This is a genomic window from Ensifer sp. R-19, from assembly GCF_049905105.1.
GTDB lineage: Bacteria > Pseudomonadota > Alphaproteobacteria > Rhizobiales > Rhizobiaceae > Ensifer.
In genome coordinates, this window is sequence record NZ_CP184570.1 from 510,627 (window position 1) to 525,180 (window position 14,554).

The window sequence follows — 14,554 nt, forward strand, 5'->3', positions numbered from 1 at the left end:
CCGGCGCCTTTCGATTGCCCGGCACATTTTCCAACGGAGGAGACGAGAGATGAAGACGATCAAGGGGCCAGGGCTCTTTCTTGCGCAGTTTGCCGGCGATGCGGCACCGTTCAATTCCTGGGATGCGATCACCAAATGGGCGGCGGACTGCGGCTACAAAGGCGTGCAGGTCCCGAGCTGGGACGCGCGGCTGATCGATCTTCAGAAGGCAGCGACCTCGAAGACCTATTGCGACGAGTTTGCCGGAAAGGCCCGCGATAACGGCGTCGAGGTGACCGAGCTTTCCACCCATCTGCAGGGCCAGCTCGTCGCCGTGCATCCGGCCTATGACGAGGCCTTCGATGGTTTTGCGGCACCGGAAGTGCGCGGCAATCCCAAGGCAAGGCAGCAATGGGCGGTGGAACAGGTGAAGCTGGCGCTGACCGCCTCGAAGAACCTCGGGCTGAACGCCATGGCGAGTTTTTCCGGCGCGCTTGCCTGGCCCTTCGTCTATCCCTGGCCGCAGCGGCCGGCCGGCCTCGTCGAGACCGCCTTTGACGAACTGGCGAAGCGCTGGAAACCGATCCTCGACCATGCCGAGGACTGTGGTGTCGACGTCTGCTACGAGATCCATCCGGGCGAGGACCTGCACGACGGCATCACCTACGAGATGTTCCTGGAGCGCACCGGCAACCACGCCCGCGCCTGCATGCTCTACGACCCCTCGCACTACGTGCTGCAGTGCCTCGACTATCTCGACAACATCGACATCTACAAGGACCGCATCCGCATGTTCCACGTCAAGGATGCGGAGTTCAATCCGACCGGACGCCAGGGCGTCTACGGCGGCTATCAGGGCTGGGTCAACCGCGCCGGGCGCTTCCGCTCGCTCGGTGACGGCCAGGTGGATTTCGGCGCGGTGTTCTCGAAGATGGCGGCCAATGATTTTTCCGGCTGGGCCGTGGTCGAATGGGAATGCGCGCTGAAACACCCGGAGGATGGTGCCCGCGAGGGTGCCGACTTCGTCAAGCACCACATCATCCGCGTGACTGAGAAGGCGTTTGACGACTTTGCCGGCGGCGGCACCGACGAGGCCGCCAACCGGCGCATGCTTGGGATCTGAGTAAGGTTCAGCCCCTCGCCGGCGGTCGTGACGTCCAGCCGTCCCTTTAATTCGTGCGGAAAGGAAGGGCTCAGCTACAACCCCCGGCGATCCGATCTTGTGCTGCGGTTCACCGAGCTCTCGGCCGGCGCTCGTCGTCACGCCAGCGGCGGATATCGTCCGGGCCTGCCTTGCCCGCCCGCGGGCCGTGGATGGTGACGGAGCGGGAGGCGGCTGCGACGGAGAAGTCCAGCGCCTCTTCGATGGTCTGACCTTGCGACAAACACCAGGTCAATGTGCCGCCGAACGTGTCGCCTGCACCGGTGACGTCAACGACGTCAACCGGAAGGCCGGGAACGCGAAGGATCGTGTCGCCGTTGCGCGCCTCGGCGCCATCCGCAGCGAGGGTGCGTACGACCCAGTCGATATCGTGCGCCTGCATCCAGTCGCTGATCATCGTGATTTCATTGTGGCCGAAGGCAGCGCGGAAACCGACCTGGTTGAAGATAACGACGGTAGCACCGGTGAGATAAGGCATATCCTGCGGCGTGCATCCACCGACGTCGAGATCGAAGATGACGCGGCGGCCGTGCTGGCGGAGATCGGCAAGAAGGTCGGCTTGCTTGACCACGCCTTGATCCGTTCGCGCATGCAGACGACGGGCGCGATAGAGCGTCGTGTAGAGAAAGCCTGGTTGGCGCAACGCATCGAGGGCAGCGGCGCCGAGCCACATCGGCTGCTCGCCCATCTCGACCGTCAGAACGACATGCTCGCCGTCGACGAGGAAGATGAAATTGCGCGATTCCGGAATGGCGGGATCGATCAGCATATGATCAACGCCGACGCCGTTGTCCTTCAAATCGGCGATCAATCGTTGCGACAGGGGACTGTCGTTGAGCAGGGAGATGAACTGCGTTTCACCGCCAAGGCCAGCGTGCACCACGGCGGCGTTGGCAATGGAGCCACCGGCCTCGGCCGGGAGTTCCTTGACCATACCCTTGTCGGCTCGGCCCGGCCAGCGATCGGCGGTGTAGTATTCGTCGAGTGCGACGTCGCCGATGAAGAAGCATGTCATGCGGTTGGTCCTTCGCCTGGAATGGCTTGCACCAGCTTCGGGCCACCGGCAACCGGCACCCAAGGGCTTTCGCCGAGACCGCAGACGGCCATCCAGTAATAGGGGGTTGGTCCCGACACACCTCGGCAGGCGTCGTGCCAGACGTTGCGGTCCATCACCACGGTCTGCCCGGGCGCGATCACGAAGGCTTCGATCTCATTCCGGTCCGGCGCCCTGGCGTCAGATGCGGGAGCGACGGCGAGGACAACCGGTTGGGCGAAGCAGAAGATCGCCTCCTCCGTTTGCGGATGCCGCTCCATAGCGCCGCAGTGCCACGGTGCGCTGCCGCCGCGCGTGACGCCGAGATGGCCGGCACCATCGATCAACGATGTTTTCGTGAAGCCGTCGCTCCATCCATCACCGGCGGTCCAGACCACCTTGGGATCGGTGTCGCCGGTCAGGTCATAGACCTTGCCGTATCGCGAGAAATTGTCCGGGGTCACCGGGCGGGCGAAAACGGAGTCGGCCGCACTCATGCGTCGCTCCTGATGGCGCGCACGACGCGCATCAGTCCGGCGACATGGGCTGCCTCGACACGGCCTGTGTCCTTATGGTCGTGCTTGAACCAGCTCCCGACCACGGCGCCATCGGCCTTGGCCAGTTGCTCGGCGGCATTGGCCTCGGTGAGACCGGCGCCGATCAGGAGCGGCATCGCGCCACCGGTCGCGGCGCGGAAGCGCGCCACCTTTTCCATGTCTGTCGGCTGGCCGGTGGCGTCGGAGGTGACCACCAGCCCGTCGCAGCGCGAAGCGCCGATGCGCACATCTTCCGATTCCGGTCGCCCGGACAGAACGGGCTGGTACTTGAAGCGAACGCCACCGAACAACAGTGCCGAAACGTCCTCGCGGCGTGTCGCGAGTTCGGCTTCGAAGGCTTCGTCCGCTCCCGGCGGCAGATGGCCGGCGACAGAATCCACCTGGACAAAGGAAACGGGGTACGTTTTGGCAAGGGCAAAGGCGCGCGCATCGTCTCTGAGCACGTTGACGCCGATGCGGGTGCCGAGGTCGAACCCGAACAGCCGGTCCAACACCCGCTCGACGTCTTCTGCACCACCGAAGTAGTTCTCGACCACGACCCCGTCCACGCCTTCGCCGGCCATGATGCGGGCCTCTTCCTCGGCCTGGGCAAGCTTGGCCGCGGGGCCGTCACCGGCCAGGTGCAGCATGCCAAGAATGGGTTTTGGGGTCGTGAAAGTGTCGCCGAAGCGGCTCATGTCTTGCTCTCCTGCGCACCGTGCGGCGCGGTCTCGCGCCCCCAGCGCGTTGCAAATTTCATCTGGACGGCCGGCGAGTAGACGATCGACGTGCGCTCGACCAACCGGTCGTCGGCATCGAGCACATCCCCGCTGGCGCAAAGGTAGCCCGGCACGTCAGGCGCCGGAGCAAAGACCTCCCTGAGGCGGTCGGAAGGCGGCACGACGCTGAGCAGCAATTCCGAACGCAAGGGGTGGCGGTCATAGTCGCGGCGCAAAACCTCGTAGAGCGATTGCGCCGCGAAATCGTAGCGGTCGATGCCCGGATAGAGGGCAAGATCAAGCTGAGATGTGTCGACGTTCAGCCAACTCACCGTATCGCCATTGGCAAGCCCGCGGGCGCGCACCAGTAAGAGTTCGCCATTCTCGACCCGGTGCTCCAGCACGCGCGTCACTGGGCGCTGGCCCTGGCGGCGGGCAAGCTCCGTGAAGCTGCCGAAATTCCAGATGTTGTGGCTGATCGGCCGGTGCGAGACGATCGTGCCGCGGCCGCGAATCTGCTGAACTAGACCTTCCGAAACCAAAAGCGCCATCGCATTGCGCACCGTTGTTCGGGCGATGCCGAACTGGTCGCGCAACTGGTTCTCCGAGGGAATCGCTTCCCCTTCGGAGAAGTCGCCGCTGAGAATCGCGGCGCGGAGCGCCCGATAGAGCTGCCGGTAGAGCTGCTCGCTCGAATAGAGATCGAGGCGCAGCCGGGCCAGCCGGTCGTCCGGGTTTCCGTTTGCTGCGATGGTGGAGGCGTCTGGCATGGAAGGATGGGTCAAGGCAGGCTCCGGCGCGGTTCGGTTACTTCGTGGCTCCGTTTATCTTGAACTCTTCGACGGCGGCCTGTTTCAAGCCGTAGCGGTCGAGGATCTGTGCATAAGTGCCATCGGCCTTCATGGCGTCGAGCGCGCCCTTTACGGCATCACGCAGCTGACCGTTCGCCTTGGCAAAGGCGATGCCGTAGTGGTTGACATCGCCGACCTCGCCGATCTGGTAGAACTTGCCCGGCTCCTGCTTCATCAGGTCGAGAAGACCTTCCAGGCCGATGACTGAAGCCTGGGCGCGGCCCTGGCGGATCTGCATGATGTGCTCGGCCTGGGTCGGGATCTGGATGACGGTGATCAGCTTGTCGGCTGCGCATTTAGCCTTGCCGACATTTTCCGCCCAGGTAACCCAGCTGGTTCCCGTTGCGACCGCGACAGTCTTGCCGCAGAGGTCGGCTTCGCTCTTAATTTCACCCTGATGATCGGCAGCCGAATAGAAGACGTTGCCGGTCTTGAAGTAGTCGATGAAATCGAGCTGCGTCTGGCGCTCCACCTTGTCGGAGAAGGCGGTCATGATCAGGTCCGAACGGCCGGTGACGACCTGCGGGATCAATTGCGGGAACTCGACGTTCTGGAACTCGGCCGTCAGGCCGAGGCGTTCGGCGATTGCCTTGGCAAGATCGATGTCGAAGCCCTTCAGTTCCGTCGAGCCGGCGTCGCTGTATTCCATTGGCGGATAGGCAAGGCTGATCGTGACGTTCAGCTTTCCGGTATCGCGCACCGCGTCCGGCAGAGCGGCTGCGAGCTTCTCGTCGGCGGCGTGCGCCAGGCCGCCTGCGGCCAGGCTGATGATTGTTGCGGAGGCTAGCCCCAGAACCATTGGTAGCAGTTGTTTCATTTTCAGTTCTCCCTCTTTTTGAACTCTTTTCTTCAGGCCAGCACGCGGCTGAGGAAACTCCGCACGCGCGGGTCGCCGGGGTTGCTCAGAACGTGCGTGGGCACGCCCATCTCGCGGATCTCGCCGTCGATCATCACCACGACGCGGTCGGCGACCTCCCGGGCAAAGCCGATCTCGTGGGTGACGACGATCATCGTCGTGCCGCCACGCGCGAGATTGCGCATGACTTCCAGAACCTCGCCGACGAGTTCCGGATCGAGCGCGCTGGTCGGCTCGTCGAAGAGCATGACACGTGGCTCCATGGCGAGCGCCCGGGCGATTGCCACGCGCTGCTTCTGGCCGCCGGAAAGCTGCGACGGATAACTCGATGCCTTGGCCGCCATGCCGACCTGCTCGAGCAGGCCCATGGCACGGGCTTCGGCCTCGGCGCGGCTCAAGCCGCGTACAACCATCGGTCCCTCGATGACGTTGCCGAGCACCGTTCGGTGCGCGAAAAGATTGAAATGCTGGAACACCATGCCGAGCTGGCTCTGCTGCGCCCTGAGCCGCTTGACCGGCAATCCCTCAAGCGCGCCGCGGCTGAGCTCGTAGCCCATGATCGCGCCGTCGACCCAGACATAGCCGCCATTCGGCGTTTCCAGATGGTTGATGCAGCGCAGGAAGGTGCTCTTGCCGCTGCCCGAGGGTCCGAGGATGCAGAGCACCTCGCCATAGGCGACTTCCAGATCGAGACCCTTCAGGACCTCGTGGCTGCCAAAACTCTTGCGGATACCGACTGCCTTGACTGCGAGTGTCATGCTTCCCCCGGGGCGACGGGACGACGCGCCCATCCTTTGAACCAGCGGCGCTCGCGGGTTGCGGCTGCGCCATCGCGGCCGAAATGGCGTTCGAGATAGTATTGGCCGATGGATAGAACGGTGGTTCCCGCCAGATACCAGACGGCGCAGACGAACAACAGTTCGATCACAGCGCCATTGATGAAGTAGATGCGTTGTGCAGCGTTCAGCATCTCGCCCATGGCGATGGTGGCGGCGAGCGAGGAGAACTTCAGCATACCGATGGCGCTGTTGCCGAGTACGGGCAGGATCAGCCGCAGGGTCTGTGGCAGGATGATACGCCGCATCGTCTGGCCCGGCGTCATGCCGAGCGTATGGGCAGCTTCCTTCTGGCCCTTGTCGACCGAAGAGATGCCGCCGCGCACCACTTCCGTCAGATAGGAGCCTTCGTTCACGCCGAGACCGAGGACAGCCGCGACGAAGGGCGTCACCACATCGACCATGCGGGCATCGATGAGCCCAGGGATATAGAGGCGCGGGAAGACCAGAGCGATGTTGAACCAGATGAGCAGCTGCAGCAGCACCGGCGTGCCGCGGAACACCCAGACATAGAGCCATGCTGCAAAGCGCAGGATCGGATTTTCCGAAAGCCGCATGATGCCGAAAGCGAAACCAAGCAAGACGCCGAGCACCAGCGCACAGGCCGAGATCAGCAGCGTCCAACCGAAGCCGGTGATGATGACGCCAGCCGTCAGGAACTCGCCGACCACCGTCCACTGGATTTGCCCGACTGCGAAGGCGCGGCCGATCACGGCAAGCAGCAGGATGACGAGACCGCCACTGATCCACCGCCAGGGGTGGTGCAGTGGGCGGATGGCGACATCCGGACCGGGAAGGTCTGCGAGTGACAGCGCGGACGTTGAAGATGAGTGAGAGTGGTGCATGGCATCCAATTGTAGGGTTAGGCCTACAACTTAATAGAAGCACGCCGAAACGGAGTCAAGCTGGCGACCGGAGAATATTTCCGCCTGTGCATATTCGCGCTGAATGCGCTGGAGGATTGGAAGTCAGCGGCCGCGAGGAACAAAACGATCGCCGCTGGCACGGAGGAACCGGCGAGGGGGACAGTTTCTCAAGCGCTAAGCGCCCGGCCGAACTGGCAACTTCCGGGATGCAGCCGCATGAAGGCTGTACCGGGACGGAACCGAACGGTCCGTTGAAGAGAAAATAAGTAAGGCTGCGGCGCGCTATGAGCGTTGCCGGTGTGCCAAGGGACCGCACCGCTTCGACTGGCGAGACGCTGAAAGTCTCGCCAGTCCGCAAGTACTCGTTCTCGTAATCCTATCCAGCGTCCATACCGAACGGCGCAAAGCCGCGCCTTATGCCCAGCCTCGCGCGGATGGCGTCAGGGGCTGGGCGAGCGGATTGCCGTGTCCCCCCTCGATTTGCTCCGCCAGAATGAAGGCGGTCGTCGGGCCCAATGTGAAGCCCTGATGGCCGTGGCCAAAATGGAACCACAGGCCCTTATACCGGGTCGGACCGACGACGGGCAGCATGTCGGGCATGCAGGGCCGGGTGCCCGACCAGGGCGTTGCTTCGACGGCCTCGCCCAAGCCAAAAAGCTCGCGCGCGGCGTTGGCGGCGTGCAGTATCTGTCGCGATGCCGGCGCTGTGCCCGGCGGTGCCATATGCGCACCGGTCAATACCCGCCACCCTGCGTTCATCGGTGCAACCAGCGTGGAACGGTCGACATCCAGCATCGAAATGCGCGGTCCGTTCGAACCTGCGAAATGCCTGTGATAACCGCGCTTGAACACCATGGGGATGCGATAGCCGAACGTCTTCGCGAGTGTCGGCGACCATGGACCCAAGGCGATGACCGCGTTCTGTGCCGTAAAAGTGCCGCCCTCGGACAACACCTGCCAGCCGGCGCCATTCTGCTGCAGGCTCATGGCGTCGCCGCGGGCCAGCGTTCCACCGCGCGCGACGAACAGAGCGGCATAGCGCGCGACCAGTTCACCCGGGTCACGGCAGGTCCAGGGAGAGGTCCAATGGACCGCACCCGCGAGCCGAGGTTGCAGCGCCGGCTCGCTTGCTGCGAGTTCGGATGCACCAAGCACCGCTGACGGCACGCCGTAGACACGCTTCAGCCGCTCCGCGGTGGCAGCAGCCGCTTCGAATGTCGCGGGTGTACGATAGACCGCGCGCCAGCCCTGCCGGACGATCAGTTCCCCAGCGCCGGCGGGTTCGATGAAACGCGCGTGATCGTCACTCGCACGCAGCGCCAGTTGTGAATAGGCCGCGATGGTTCTCGCGTAAGGCGCGGGCGCCGACTGCGCGAAATAGCGCCAGAGCGGGCCCACCAAGCGTGGCATATCGCGCAGCCGCCAATCGACGTCGTTGCCGCGCTTGAGCGCAACCCTGGCGATCTCGGTCACGGAGCGAGGGAAGGCATAGGGCTCGACGGCCTCGGTCTGGATGATGCCGGCGTTGCCATAGCTGGTTTCCCGGCCCGGCGCCTTGCGATCCAGCAGCACCACCTGATGCCCGCTCTCCTGCAATGCGAGCGCGGTTGAAACGCCGACCATGCCGGCGCCGAGGACGATGGAGGTAGTCATTGTTTGATTCCGCAGAAGGACTCGTCAGAATGTCAGGCGCGAATTGTAGCCGACCACGAATTGGATGAAGCGCGATACGTCGACCATGTCGTCGCCCTGGTAGCGGATCGTGTAACCATCAGTGCGCTCGACGCCCTTGAGATAGGAGAGATACTCGGCCGGCAGGCGATTTCGGAACACGATCTCCAGGACAGGGTTTTCCAGTCTGAACGGTTTTGCCGAGCCTGCTCTTGCCAGCGCCGCCTTGACGCCCTCGCGGATGCGGCGATGCGCGACGGCCGGCGTCAGCGTGATCGCCGATTGCGTGCTGTAGACCTGCTTCACCGGCACCGTCACGACGTCGCCGATGCGCTCCCTGATCTCGTCCAAGGCAATGTTGTCGCCCGAGGCGAGCAGCACCGGGACATTGAAATGCCCGGCGATGGCCGCATTGATGCCGGCCTCCGGCATGACGACGCCGTTGATCCGCACCTCGGCGAAGGCTGTGCCGCCGATGGTGTGCGACAGCACGCCCCCCGAGTGGCTTGCCCCGGCGTGATAGCCGAGAAGCATGGCGCCGACGAAGGACCCGAGCTCGATGCCCTGCATCATCATCAGCGGCCGCGGCCAGCTACGCACGACCTGCACATAGTCGGGCAGGCGGTCGATCAGGATGCTCTCGCCATTTCCATGAGAATCGCTGAGGATGACTTCCTCCACGCCTTCTTCACGCGCAGCCTCGCAGGCATGGACCACTGTGTCCGTCATCCAGCGCCGGGCGTTCTCATACTCGAAACCTTCGGGCATCAGCTGGTCGCGGCTGACGACCCCAACGATGCCCTCGATATCCGCGGAAATATAGACGCGCATTCCTGCCTCCCCAGTCAGCCGCGCGAAGGCGCGGATAATGCATTTGACTTTCCGACGATAAACATAGTTTTATGATTAGAAAATATCTTTCTTGATAGGCAAGAGGTAAAAATGAAACTGTTCATCGCTGGGCTGGACACCGAGACCAACACATTTTCGCCGATGCAGACGGGCGTTGAGGCCTTCCGGGAAAACCTGATCGCCTACGGCGATGCCACCAGCAGGCCGCTCACCTGCTGCTCGTCGCAGTTGTCTGTCTGGCGCAAGGCCGCTCAAGAAAAGGCCTGGTGCGTGGTGGAGAGCCTGTGCGCGGTGGCCGAGCCAGGCGGCAGGACCACGCGGGCGGTCTACGAGAGCTTCCGCGCCACCATCCTTGGCGACCTCAAGGCGGCCATGCCGGTCGATGCCGTCATGCTTGCCCTGCACGGCGCCTGCGTCGCCGAAGGCTATGACGATGTCGAGGGGGATCTGCTCGAGCATGTGCGCGGGCTGGTCGGGGCGAATGTGCCGGTTGCCGCCGAACTTGATCTCCATTGCCATATCACCGACCGCATGCTCGCCAATGCGACCATGATCGCTACCTACAAGGAATATCCGCATACGGACATCGAGGAGGTAGCCGGCCAGTTGTTCCGGCTGGTGGAGCGGACCCTCGCGGGCGAAGTGCGACCAGCCATGGGCGTTTATGACTGCCGCATGATCAACACCTTCCACCCGCATCGCGCCCCGTTGCGCGGCATTGTCGATCGCATGAAAGCCGTGGAGGGGCAGGATGGCGTGCTGTCGGTCTCCTTCGGCCACGGCTTCCCCTGGGGCGATGTCGAGGATGTCGGCGCCAAGATGCTCGTCGTCACCGACAATGACCCGGAAAAGGCTGCGCGCACCGCCCGGTCCTTCGGTCGGGAGATATTCGATGCGCGCGAAGAAATGCGCGGAGACTATCTCGGTATCGACGCGGCGCTGGATCGGGCCATTGCCGCGAAGAGCGGTCCGATCGTGCTTGCCGACGTCTCCGACAATGCAGGCGGCGGAGCGCCTGGAGACTCGACCTTCATCCTGCGTCGCATCATCGAGCGCGGCATCGAAGACGTGGCGACCTGCCTCTATTGGGACCCGATTGCGGTGCGCATGTGCCGCGAGGCGGGAGAGGGGGCCACATTGGCGCTGCGGATCGGCGGCAAGGTCGGGCCGGCTTCCGGCGATCCGCTCGATCTGACGGTGACGGTCAGGCGTGTCGCTTCGGGCATCACACAGCGCTTCGGGCCGACGCCGCTCGGCATCGGCGATGCCGTCTGGGTCAGTGTCGGCAACGTCGACATCGTGCTGAACACCGTGCGCACACAAACCTTCCACCCGGAATGCATGACCGCGCTCGGCCTGGACCCGGCGCAGAAGAAGATCGTCGTGGTGAAATCCAGCAACCACTTCCGCGCAGGCTTCGAACCCATCGCGCGCGAAATTCTCTACGTAAGCGCGCCCGGTGCCTTGCAGCCCTCATTCGAGAAACTGGCCTTTACCAAGCTGAAGCGACCCTATTGGCCCAGGGTCGCCAACCCATTCGAGGGGTAGGGCAAGGGCGGTATCGATCCGAAGACGATCGCGGGCAGGGTTGTCGCCGGCACGCATTGCCTTCGAGGCAATGTTGATTTCGGCCACGTATTATAGGAAATGGTTTTCCTATCATGCCAGTCGGATTCTGCCGCGTCGCGGGCTGAGCCGAGATCGGCACGCGGTCCGGAACGGCTGCAGGCAAATTGGAGACGCCAACGATGACCGATGCGAAATCCAGCCTCGGCGATATCCTGAAGGAGATTCGCAACCGCAATCGCTGGACTTTGGCAGAGGTGAGTTCCATGACCGGGCTTGCGGTCTCGACCCTTTCCAAGGTCGAAAACAACCAGATGCAGCTCACCTACGACCGGCTGATCCAGCTCGCCCAGGGCCTGAAGGTCGACATCGTCGAGCTTTTCGGGACGATGACCGGCGCTGAAGACGCGCCCAACATGCTGGGGCGCCGCACCTACACCAAGTCGGGCGACGGGCGGGCGATCATCACGCAGAACTACGATTATCTCTATGTTTGTACGGAGATTTCCAAAAAGTCGATGGTTCCGATCGTGGCGGTGGCCCGGGCACGCACGCTTGAGGAGTTCGGGCCACTGATCCGCCACAAGGGCGAAGAGTTCTTCTACGTACTCGAAGGGGAACTGGAGCTTCACACCGAGATCTATGCGCCTTTGCGCCTCAAGAAGGGCGATTCCTGCTATTTCGACGCAATAATGGGCCACGCCTATCTCAGCGTCAGCGAAGAACCTGCGCAAATCCTGTGCGTTTGTTCGACTCCGGAAACCGAATTGGTCTCCACGCTCGCGAATACGCAGACGATCAAGCTCAAAAGCTGATCGAAACTAAAAAACAAATACGATAAGAAAAAATATTGCACTTAGGAAAATCGTTTCCTACTCTAGAGCTGCGGTGAATGCCGGGAGGGCATCGGCACTGCAGTTCTGGGGAGGACTACGAGATGAACGGTTCCAAGTGGAAATCGATCGGCGTTGCATTGCTTCTGGCATCGACGCCTCTTTCCGGCGCGATCGCAGCGCAGGACGTGCTGGTGCTGGCGCGAGCGGAAGATCCGCCGACCGCCGATCCTGGAGTTGAAATCAGCAACAGCGGCTACACACTGATTTATGCCGCCTACGAAAGGCTCGTCGCCTACAAGGGCGGCTCAACGGAGGTCGGGCCCGAACTGGCTGAAAGCTGGACCGCCGACGATGCCGGCCTCGTGTGGACCTTCAAGCTCGCCAGCGGCCACAAGTTCGATGACGGTTCACCGGTCGATGCCGCGGCCGTCAAATTCAGCTTCGACCGGCTGATGAAGCTGAAGGCCGGACCGTCCGACGCGTTCCCGGTGCTGAAGGAGGTCGAGGTCGTCGATCCGCAGACTGTCAGATTTCATCTGACGGCGCCGTTCGCGCCGTTCATTTCGACGCTGGCCGTCTCCGGGGCAGCGATCATCAATCCCAAGGTGATGGAGCATGAAAAGGACGGCGACATGGCGAAGGCCTGGCTTGCCGAGCACTCCGCCGGCAGCGGGCCCTACCGTATCGCCTCCTGGGAGCGGAACCAGAGCATCGTGCTCGACCGCAACGAACATTACGCAGGCACTGAGCCGGCGCTGAAACAGGTCGTCATTCGCATCGTCGGCGACGTGTCGGCCCGCCGCCTTCAGTTGACCAACGGCGATGCCGACATCATCGAACAGATCCCGCTCGATCAGGCGGAGGCGCTGCAAAAGGACGCTTCCGTCGTGGTCGAGAGCAATCCCAGCATGTATGTGAACTACATCTACATGAACAACCGCCAGCCGCCGCTCGACGACGCCAAGGTTCGCAAGGCGATTTCCTATGCGGTCGACTATCAAGGCATCATCGACGGCATCATGCTCGGCCAGGCCAAGCAAATGCGCGGCGCGGTGCCGAGCGGCATGTGGGGACACGACCCGCAGGGCTTCCAGTACACATACGACATCGAGAAGGCCAAGGCTCTGCTTGCCGACTCCGGCAAGAGCGATATTCACCTGACCTATACCTTCTCTCAGGCGGACCCTGCCTGGGAGCCGGTTGGGCTGGCGCTGCAGGCGTCACTGGCTGAAGTCGGCATCAAGCTCGATCTGCAGGCGGTCGCCGACACGACCAAACGCGAACTGGTGGCCAACGGCAAATTCGATATGGCTCCCGGTGCCTGGACGCCTGACTTTGCCGACCCCTACATGTTCATGAACTATTGGTTCGACGCCGACAAAATGGGCGGCCCGGGCAACCGTTCCTTCTACAGCAACAAGCAGGTGACCGATCTCGTGCGTGAGGCGGGATCGATCGTCGACGAGGTCAAGCGCAAGGCTCTTTACATCGAGGCGCAGAAGCTTTCGACCGAGGACGCGCCCTATCTCTACATCATGGAGAAGAATGACATCTTCGCCCGTCGCGCCGTGGTGAAAGGCTATGTCTACAATCCCATGCTGATCCAGGTCTACAACTTCGGGACGATGTCGAAGACGGAGTGAGGGGCCGGATTGAAGCGATCCTCTCGTTCAACAGGCCTCAATCCACGGAACACCTGCCGCCGGCCCCAACGGCTGTGACGGCAGGGTTTCATCGTTTCCCAAGCAAGGTTTTCCTGCTGGAAAGGCTGACGTCCATGGCAATCACCCGCATCATCATTCCGCGTCTGATATTGCTGCTTTTTGTGGTGCTCGGGGTCGCGGTCATCACCTTCACGATCTCTCACCTCATTCCGGGAGATCCCGCGCGCATGATTGCGGGCGATAGGGCAAGCGCCGAAACGCTTGAGAACGTCAGGCGCAACCTGGGTCTGGATCGCCCGGTCGTCGAACAATTCACCATCTATATCGGCAATCTCCTGCAAGGCGATCTGGGAACGTCCTTGCGGACCAACCGCCCGGTTGCAGCCGATATTCGTACCTTCTTGCCGGCAACACTGGAACTCGGAACGGTCGCGCTCTTCATTGCGATCTGTCTGGGCGTACCACTCGGCGTGCTGTCGGCCGTCTACAAGGACGGCCCGATCGACCAGATCGCGCGGACGGTCTCCGTCTGCGGCATCTCAATGCCGGTGTTCTGGTTCGGCCTGATCCTGATCTACCTCTTCTACGCCAAGTTCCAGATACTGCCCGGCAGCGGGCGCCTGGCCATGGGCATCGTTGCACCCGAACGCATCACCGGGTTCCTGCTGATCGACTCGCTGCTGCAAGGCCGCTTCGATGCCTTTTGCAGCGCCATCTACCACATCATCCTGCCGGGCTTCGTGCTGGCCTTCGCCAATATGGGCGTGATCACCCGCCAGATCCGCGCCTCGATGCTGGATGTGCTGCAGGAAGATTATATCCGCACCGCCCGCGCGAGCGGCCTGCGCAAGGGCATGATCGTCTTCAACTACGCACTCAGAAACGCGCTGATCCCTTCGATCACCCTGTTGGGACTGGCGCTTGGCGACCTTCTCTATGGAGCAGTGCTGACCGAGACGATCTTTGCCTGGCCGGGCATGGGCACCTATGTCGTGACCTCCATTCAGACGCTCGATTTTCCCGCCATCATGGGTTTCACGATCGTCGCATCCATCGGCTATGTGCTGATCAACCTCCTGGTCGATCTCGCCTACATGCTCGCCGACCCGCAAATCAGGGAGGTCTGA

General features: G+C 62.6%; 14 protein-coding genes. 5 read left to right on the forward strand and 9 right to left on the reverse strand.

Annotated elements, in window-relative coordinates:
- Window positions 1–49: 49 nt before the first annotated feature.
- Entirely contained in the window at window positions 50–1,102 is a 1,053-nt protein-coding gene (locus ACN9MO_RS21620; RefSeq protein ID WP_425987712.1) for a sugar phosphate isomerase/epimerase family protein, read from the forward strand.
- Between the two features lie 109 nt (window positions 1,103–1,211).
- On the opposite strand, the gene ACN9MO_RS21625 is transcribed toward ACN9MO_RS21620, so the two are convergent.
- The 9 genes from ACN9MO_RS21625 to ACN9MO_RS21665 form a co-directional block, all read right to left on the reverse strand.
- Window positions 1,212–2,156, reverse strand: coding sequence for a carbohydrate kinase family protein (locus ACN9MO_RS21625; RefSeq protein ID WP_113737879.1), 945 nt, complete (start codon window positions 2,154–2,156; stop codon window positions 1,212–1,214).
- Window positions 2,153–2,671 carry an ureidoglycolate lyase gene (locus ACN9MO_RS21630; RefSeq protein WP_057249666.1) on the reverse strand — a complete coding sequence of 173 codons (519 nt, stop codon included), beginning with the start codon at window positions 2,669–2,671 and terminating at the stop codon, window positions 2,153–2,155. Before ACN9MO_RS21630 ends, ACN9MO_RS21625 begins: the two co-directional genes overlap by 4 nt.
- Entirely contained in the window at window positions 2,668–3,408 is a 741-nt protein-coding gene (locus ACN9MO_RS21635; RefSeq protein WP_057249667.1) for a BtpA/SgcQ family protein, read from the reverse strand. Before ACN9MO_RS21635 ends, ACN9MO_RS21630 begins: the two co-directional genes overlap by 4 nt.
- The gene (locus tag ACN9MO_RS21640) at window positions 3,405–4,214 is read right to left on the reverse strand and encodes a GntR family transcriptional regulator (RefSeq protein WP_156414619.1); all 810 of its coding nucleotides are present in this window, start codon (window positions 4,212–4,214) and stop codon (window positions 3,405–3,407) included. Before ACN9MO_RS21640 ends, ACN9MO_RS21635 begins: the two co-directional genes overlap by 4 nt.
- A 22-nt stretch (window positions 4,215–4,236) precedes the next feature.
- Entirely contained in the window at window positions 4,237–5,097 is an 861-nt protein-coding gene (locus ACN9MO_RS21645; RefSeq protein WP_082615789.1) for an ABC transporter substrate-binding protein, read from the reverse strand.
- A gap of 32 nt (window positions 5,098–5,129) precedes the next feature.
- Window positions 5,130–5,894: an amino acid ABC transporter ATP-binding protein gene (locus tag ACN9MO_RS21650; protein ID WP_057249673.1), complete on the reverse strand. Its 765-nt coding sequence runs from the start codon at window positions 5,892–5,894 to the stop codon at window positions 5,130–5,132.
- Entirely contained in the window at window positions 5,891–6,817 is a 927-nt protein-coding gene (locus ACN9MO_RS21655; RefSeq protein WP_082615790.1) for an amino acid ABC transporter permease, read from the reverse strand. Before ACN9MO_RS21655 ends, ACN9MO_RS21650 begins: the two co-directional genes overlap by 4 nt.
- Window positions 6,818–7,252: 435 nt before the next feature.
- Complete coding sequence (locus ACN9MO_RS21660; RefSeq protein WP_113737880.1) at window positions 7,253–8,491, reverse strand: FAD-dependent oxidoreductase; 1,239 nt, start codon at window positions 8,489–8,491, stop codon at window positions 7,253–7,255.
- 24 nt (window positions 8,492–8,515) lie between these two features.
- Entirely contained in the window at window positions 8,516–9,340 is an 825-nt protein-coding gene (locus ACN9MO_RS21665) for a M55 family metallopeptidase (protein ID WP_113737881.1), read from the reverse strand.
- A 111-nt stretch (window positions 9,341–9,451) separates the two neighbouring features.
- On the opposite strand from ACN9MO_RS21665, the gene ACN9MO_RS21670 reads away from it, so the two are divergent.
- From ACN9MO_RS21670 to ACN9MO_RS21685, 4 genes are all read left to right on the forward strand, one after another.
- Window positions 9,452–10,909 carry a M81 family metallopeptidase gene (locus ACN9MO_RS21670; protein WP_113737882.1) on the forward strand — a complete coding sequence of 486 codons (1,458 nt, stop codon included), beginning with the start codon at window positions 9,452–9,454 and terminating at the stop codon, window positions 10,907–10,909.
- 200 nt (window positions 10,910–11,109) lie between these two features.
- Complete coding sequence (locus tag ACN9MO_RS21675; RefSeq protein ID WP_113737883.1) at window positions 11,110–11,742, forward strand: XRE family transcriptional regulator; 633 nt, start codon at window positions 11,110–11,112, stop codon at window positions 11,740–11,742.
- Between the two features lie 122 nt (window positions 11,743–11,864).
- A complete protein-coding gene (locus ACN9MO_RS21680) occupies window positions 11,865–13,406 on the forward strand; it encodes an ABC transporter substrate-binding protein (protein ID WP_113737884.1) in 1,542 nt (513 codons plus the stop codon).
- A 134-nt stretch (window positions 13,407–13,540) separates the two neighbouring features.
- Complete coding sequence (locus tag ACN9MO_RS21685) at window positions 13,541–14,554, forward strand: ABC transporter permease (RefSeq protein WP_112996013.1); 1,014 nt, start codon at window positions 13,541–13,543, stop codon at window positions 14,552–14,554.

Bases quoted from the DNA above. Each gene is read 5' to 3' on its own strand.
- ACN9MO_RS21685 (WP_112996013.1), top strand. From the start codon at position 13,541: ATGGCAATCACCCGCATCATCATTCCGCGTCTGATATTGCTGCTTTTT.
- ACN9MO_RS21625 (WP_113737879.1), bottom strand. From the start codon at position 2,156: ATGACATGCTTCTTCATCGGCGACGTCGCACTCGACGAATACTACACC.
- ACN9MO_RS21660 (WP_113737880.1), bottom strand. From the start codon at position 8,491: ATGACTACCTCCATCGTCCTCGGCGCCGGCATGGTCGGCGTTTCAACC.
- ACN9MO_RS21670 (WP_113737882.1), top strand. From the start codon at position 9,452: ATGAAACTGTTCATCGCTGGGCTGGACACCGAGACCAACACATTTTCG.
- ACN9MO_RS21655 (WP_082615790.1), bottom strand. From the start codon at position 6,817: ATGCACCACTCTCACTCATCTTCAACGTCCGCGCTGTCACTCGCAGAC.
- ACN9MO_RS21665 (WP_113737881.1), bottom strand. From the start codon at position 9,340: ATGCGCGTCTATATTTCCGCGGATATCGAGGGCATCGTTGGGGTCGTC.
- ACN9MO_RS21630 (WP_057249666.1), bottom strand. From the start codon at position 2,671: ATGAGTGCGGCCGACTCCGTTTTCGCCCGCCCGGTGACCCCGGACAAT.
- ACN9MO_RS21645 (WP_082615789.1), bottom strand. From the start codon at position 5,097: ATGAAACAACTGCTACCAATGGTTCTGGGGCTAGCCTCCGCAACAATC.
- ACN9MO_RS21620 (WP_425987712.1), top strand. From the start codon at position 50: ATGAAGACGATCAAGGGGCCAGGGCTCTTTCTTGCGCAGTTTGCCGGC.
- ACN9MO_RS21635 (WP_057249667.1), bottom strand. From the start codon at position 3,408: ATGAGCCGCTTCGGCGACACTTTCACGACCCCAAAACCCATTCTTGGC.
- ACN9MO_RS21675 (WP_113737883.1), top strand. From the start codon at position 11,110: ATGACCGATGCGAAATCCAGCCTCGGCGATATCCTGAAGGAGATTCGC.
- ACN9MO_RS21680 (WP_113737884.1), top strand. From the start codon at position 11,865: ATGAACGGTTCCAAGTGGAAATCGATCGGCGTTGCATTGCTTCTGGCA.
- ACN9MO_RS21650 (WP_057249673.1), bottom strand. From the start codon at position 5,894: ATGACACTCGCAGTCAAGGCAGTCGGTATCCGCAAGAGTTTTGGCAGC.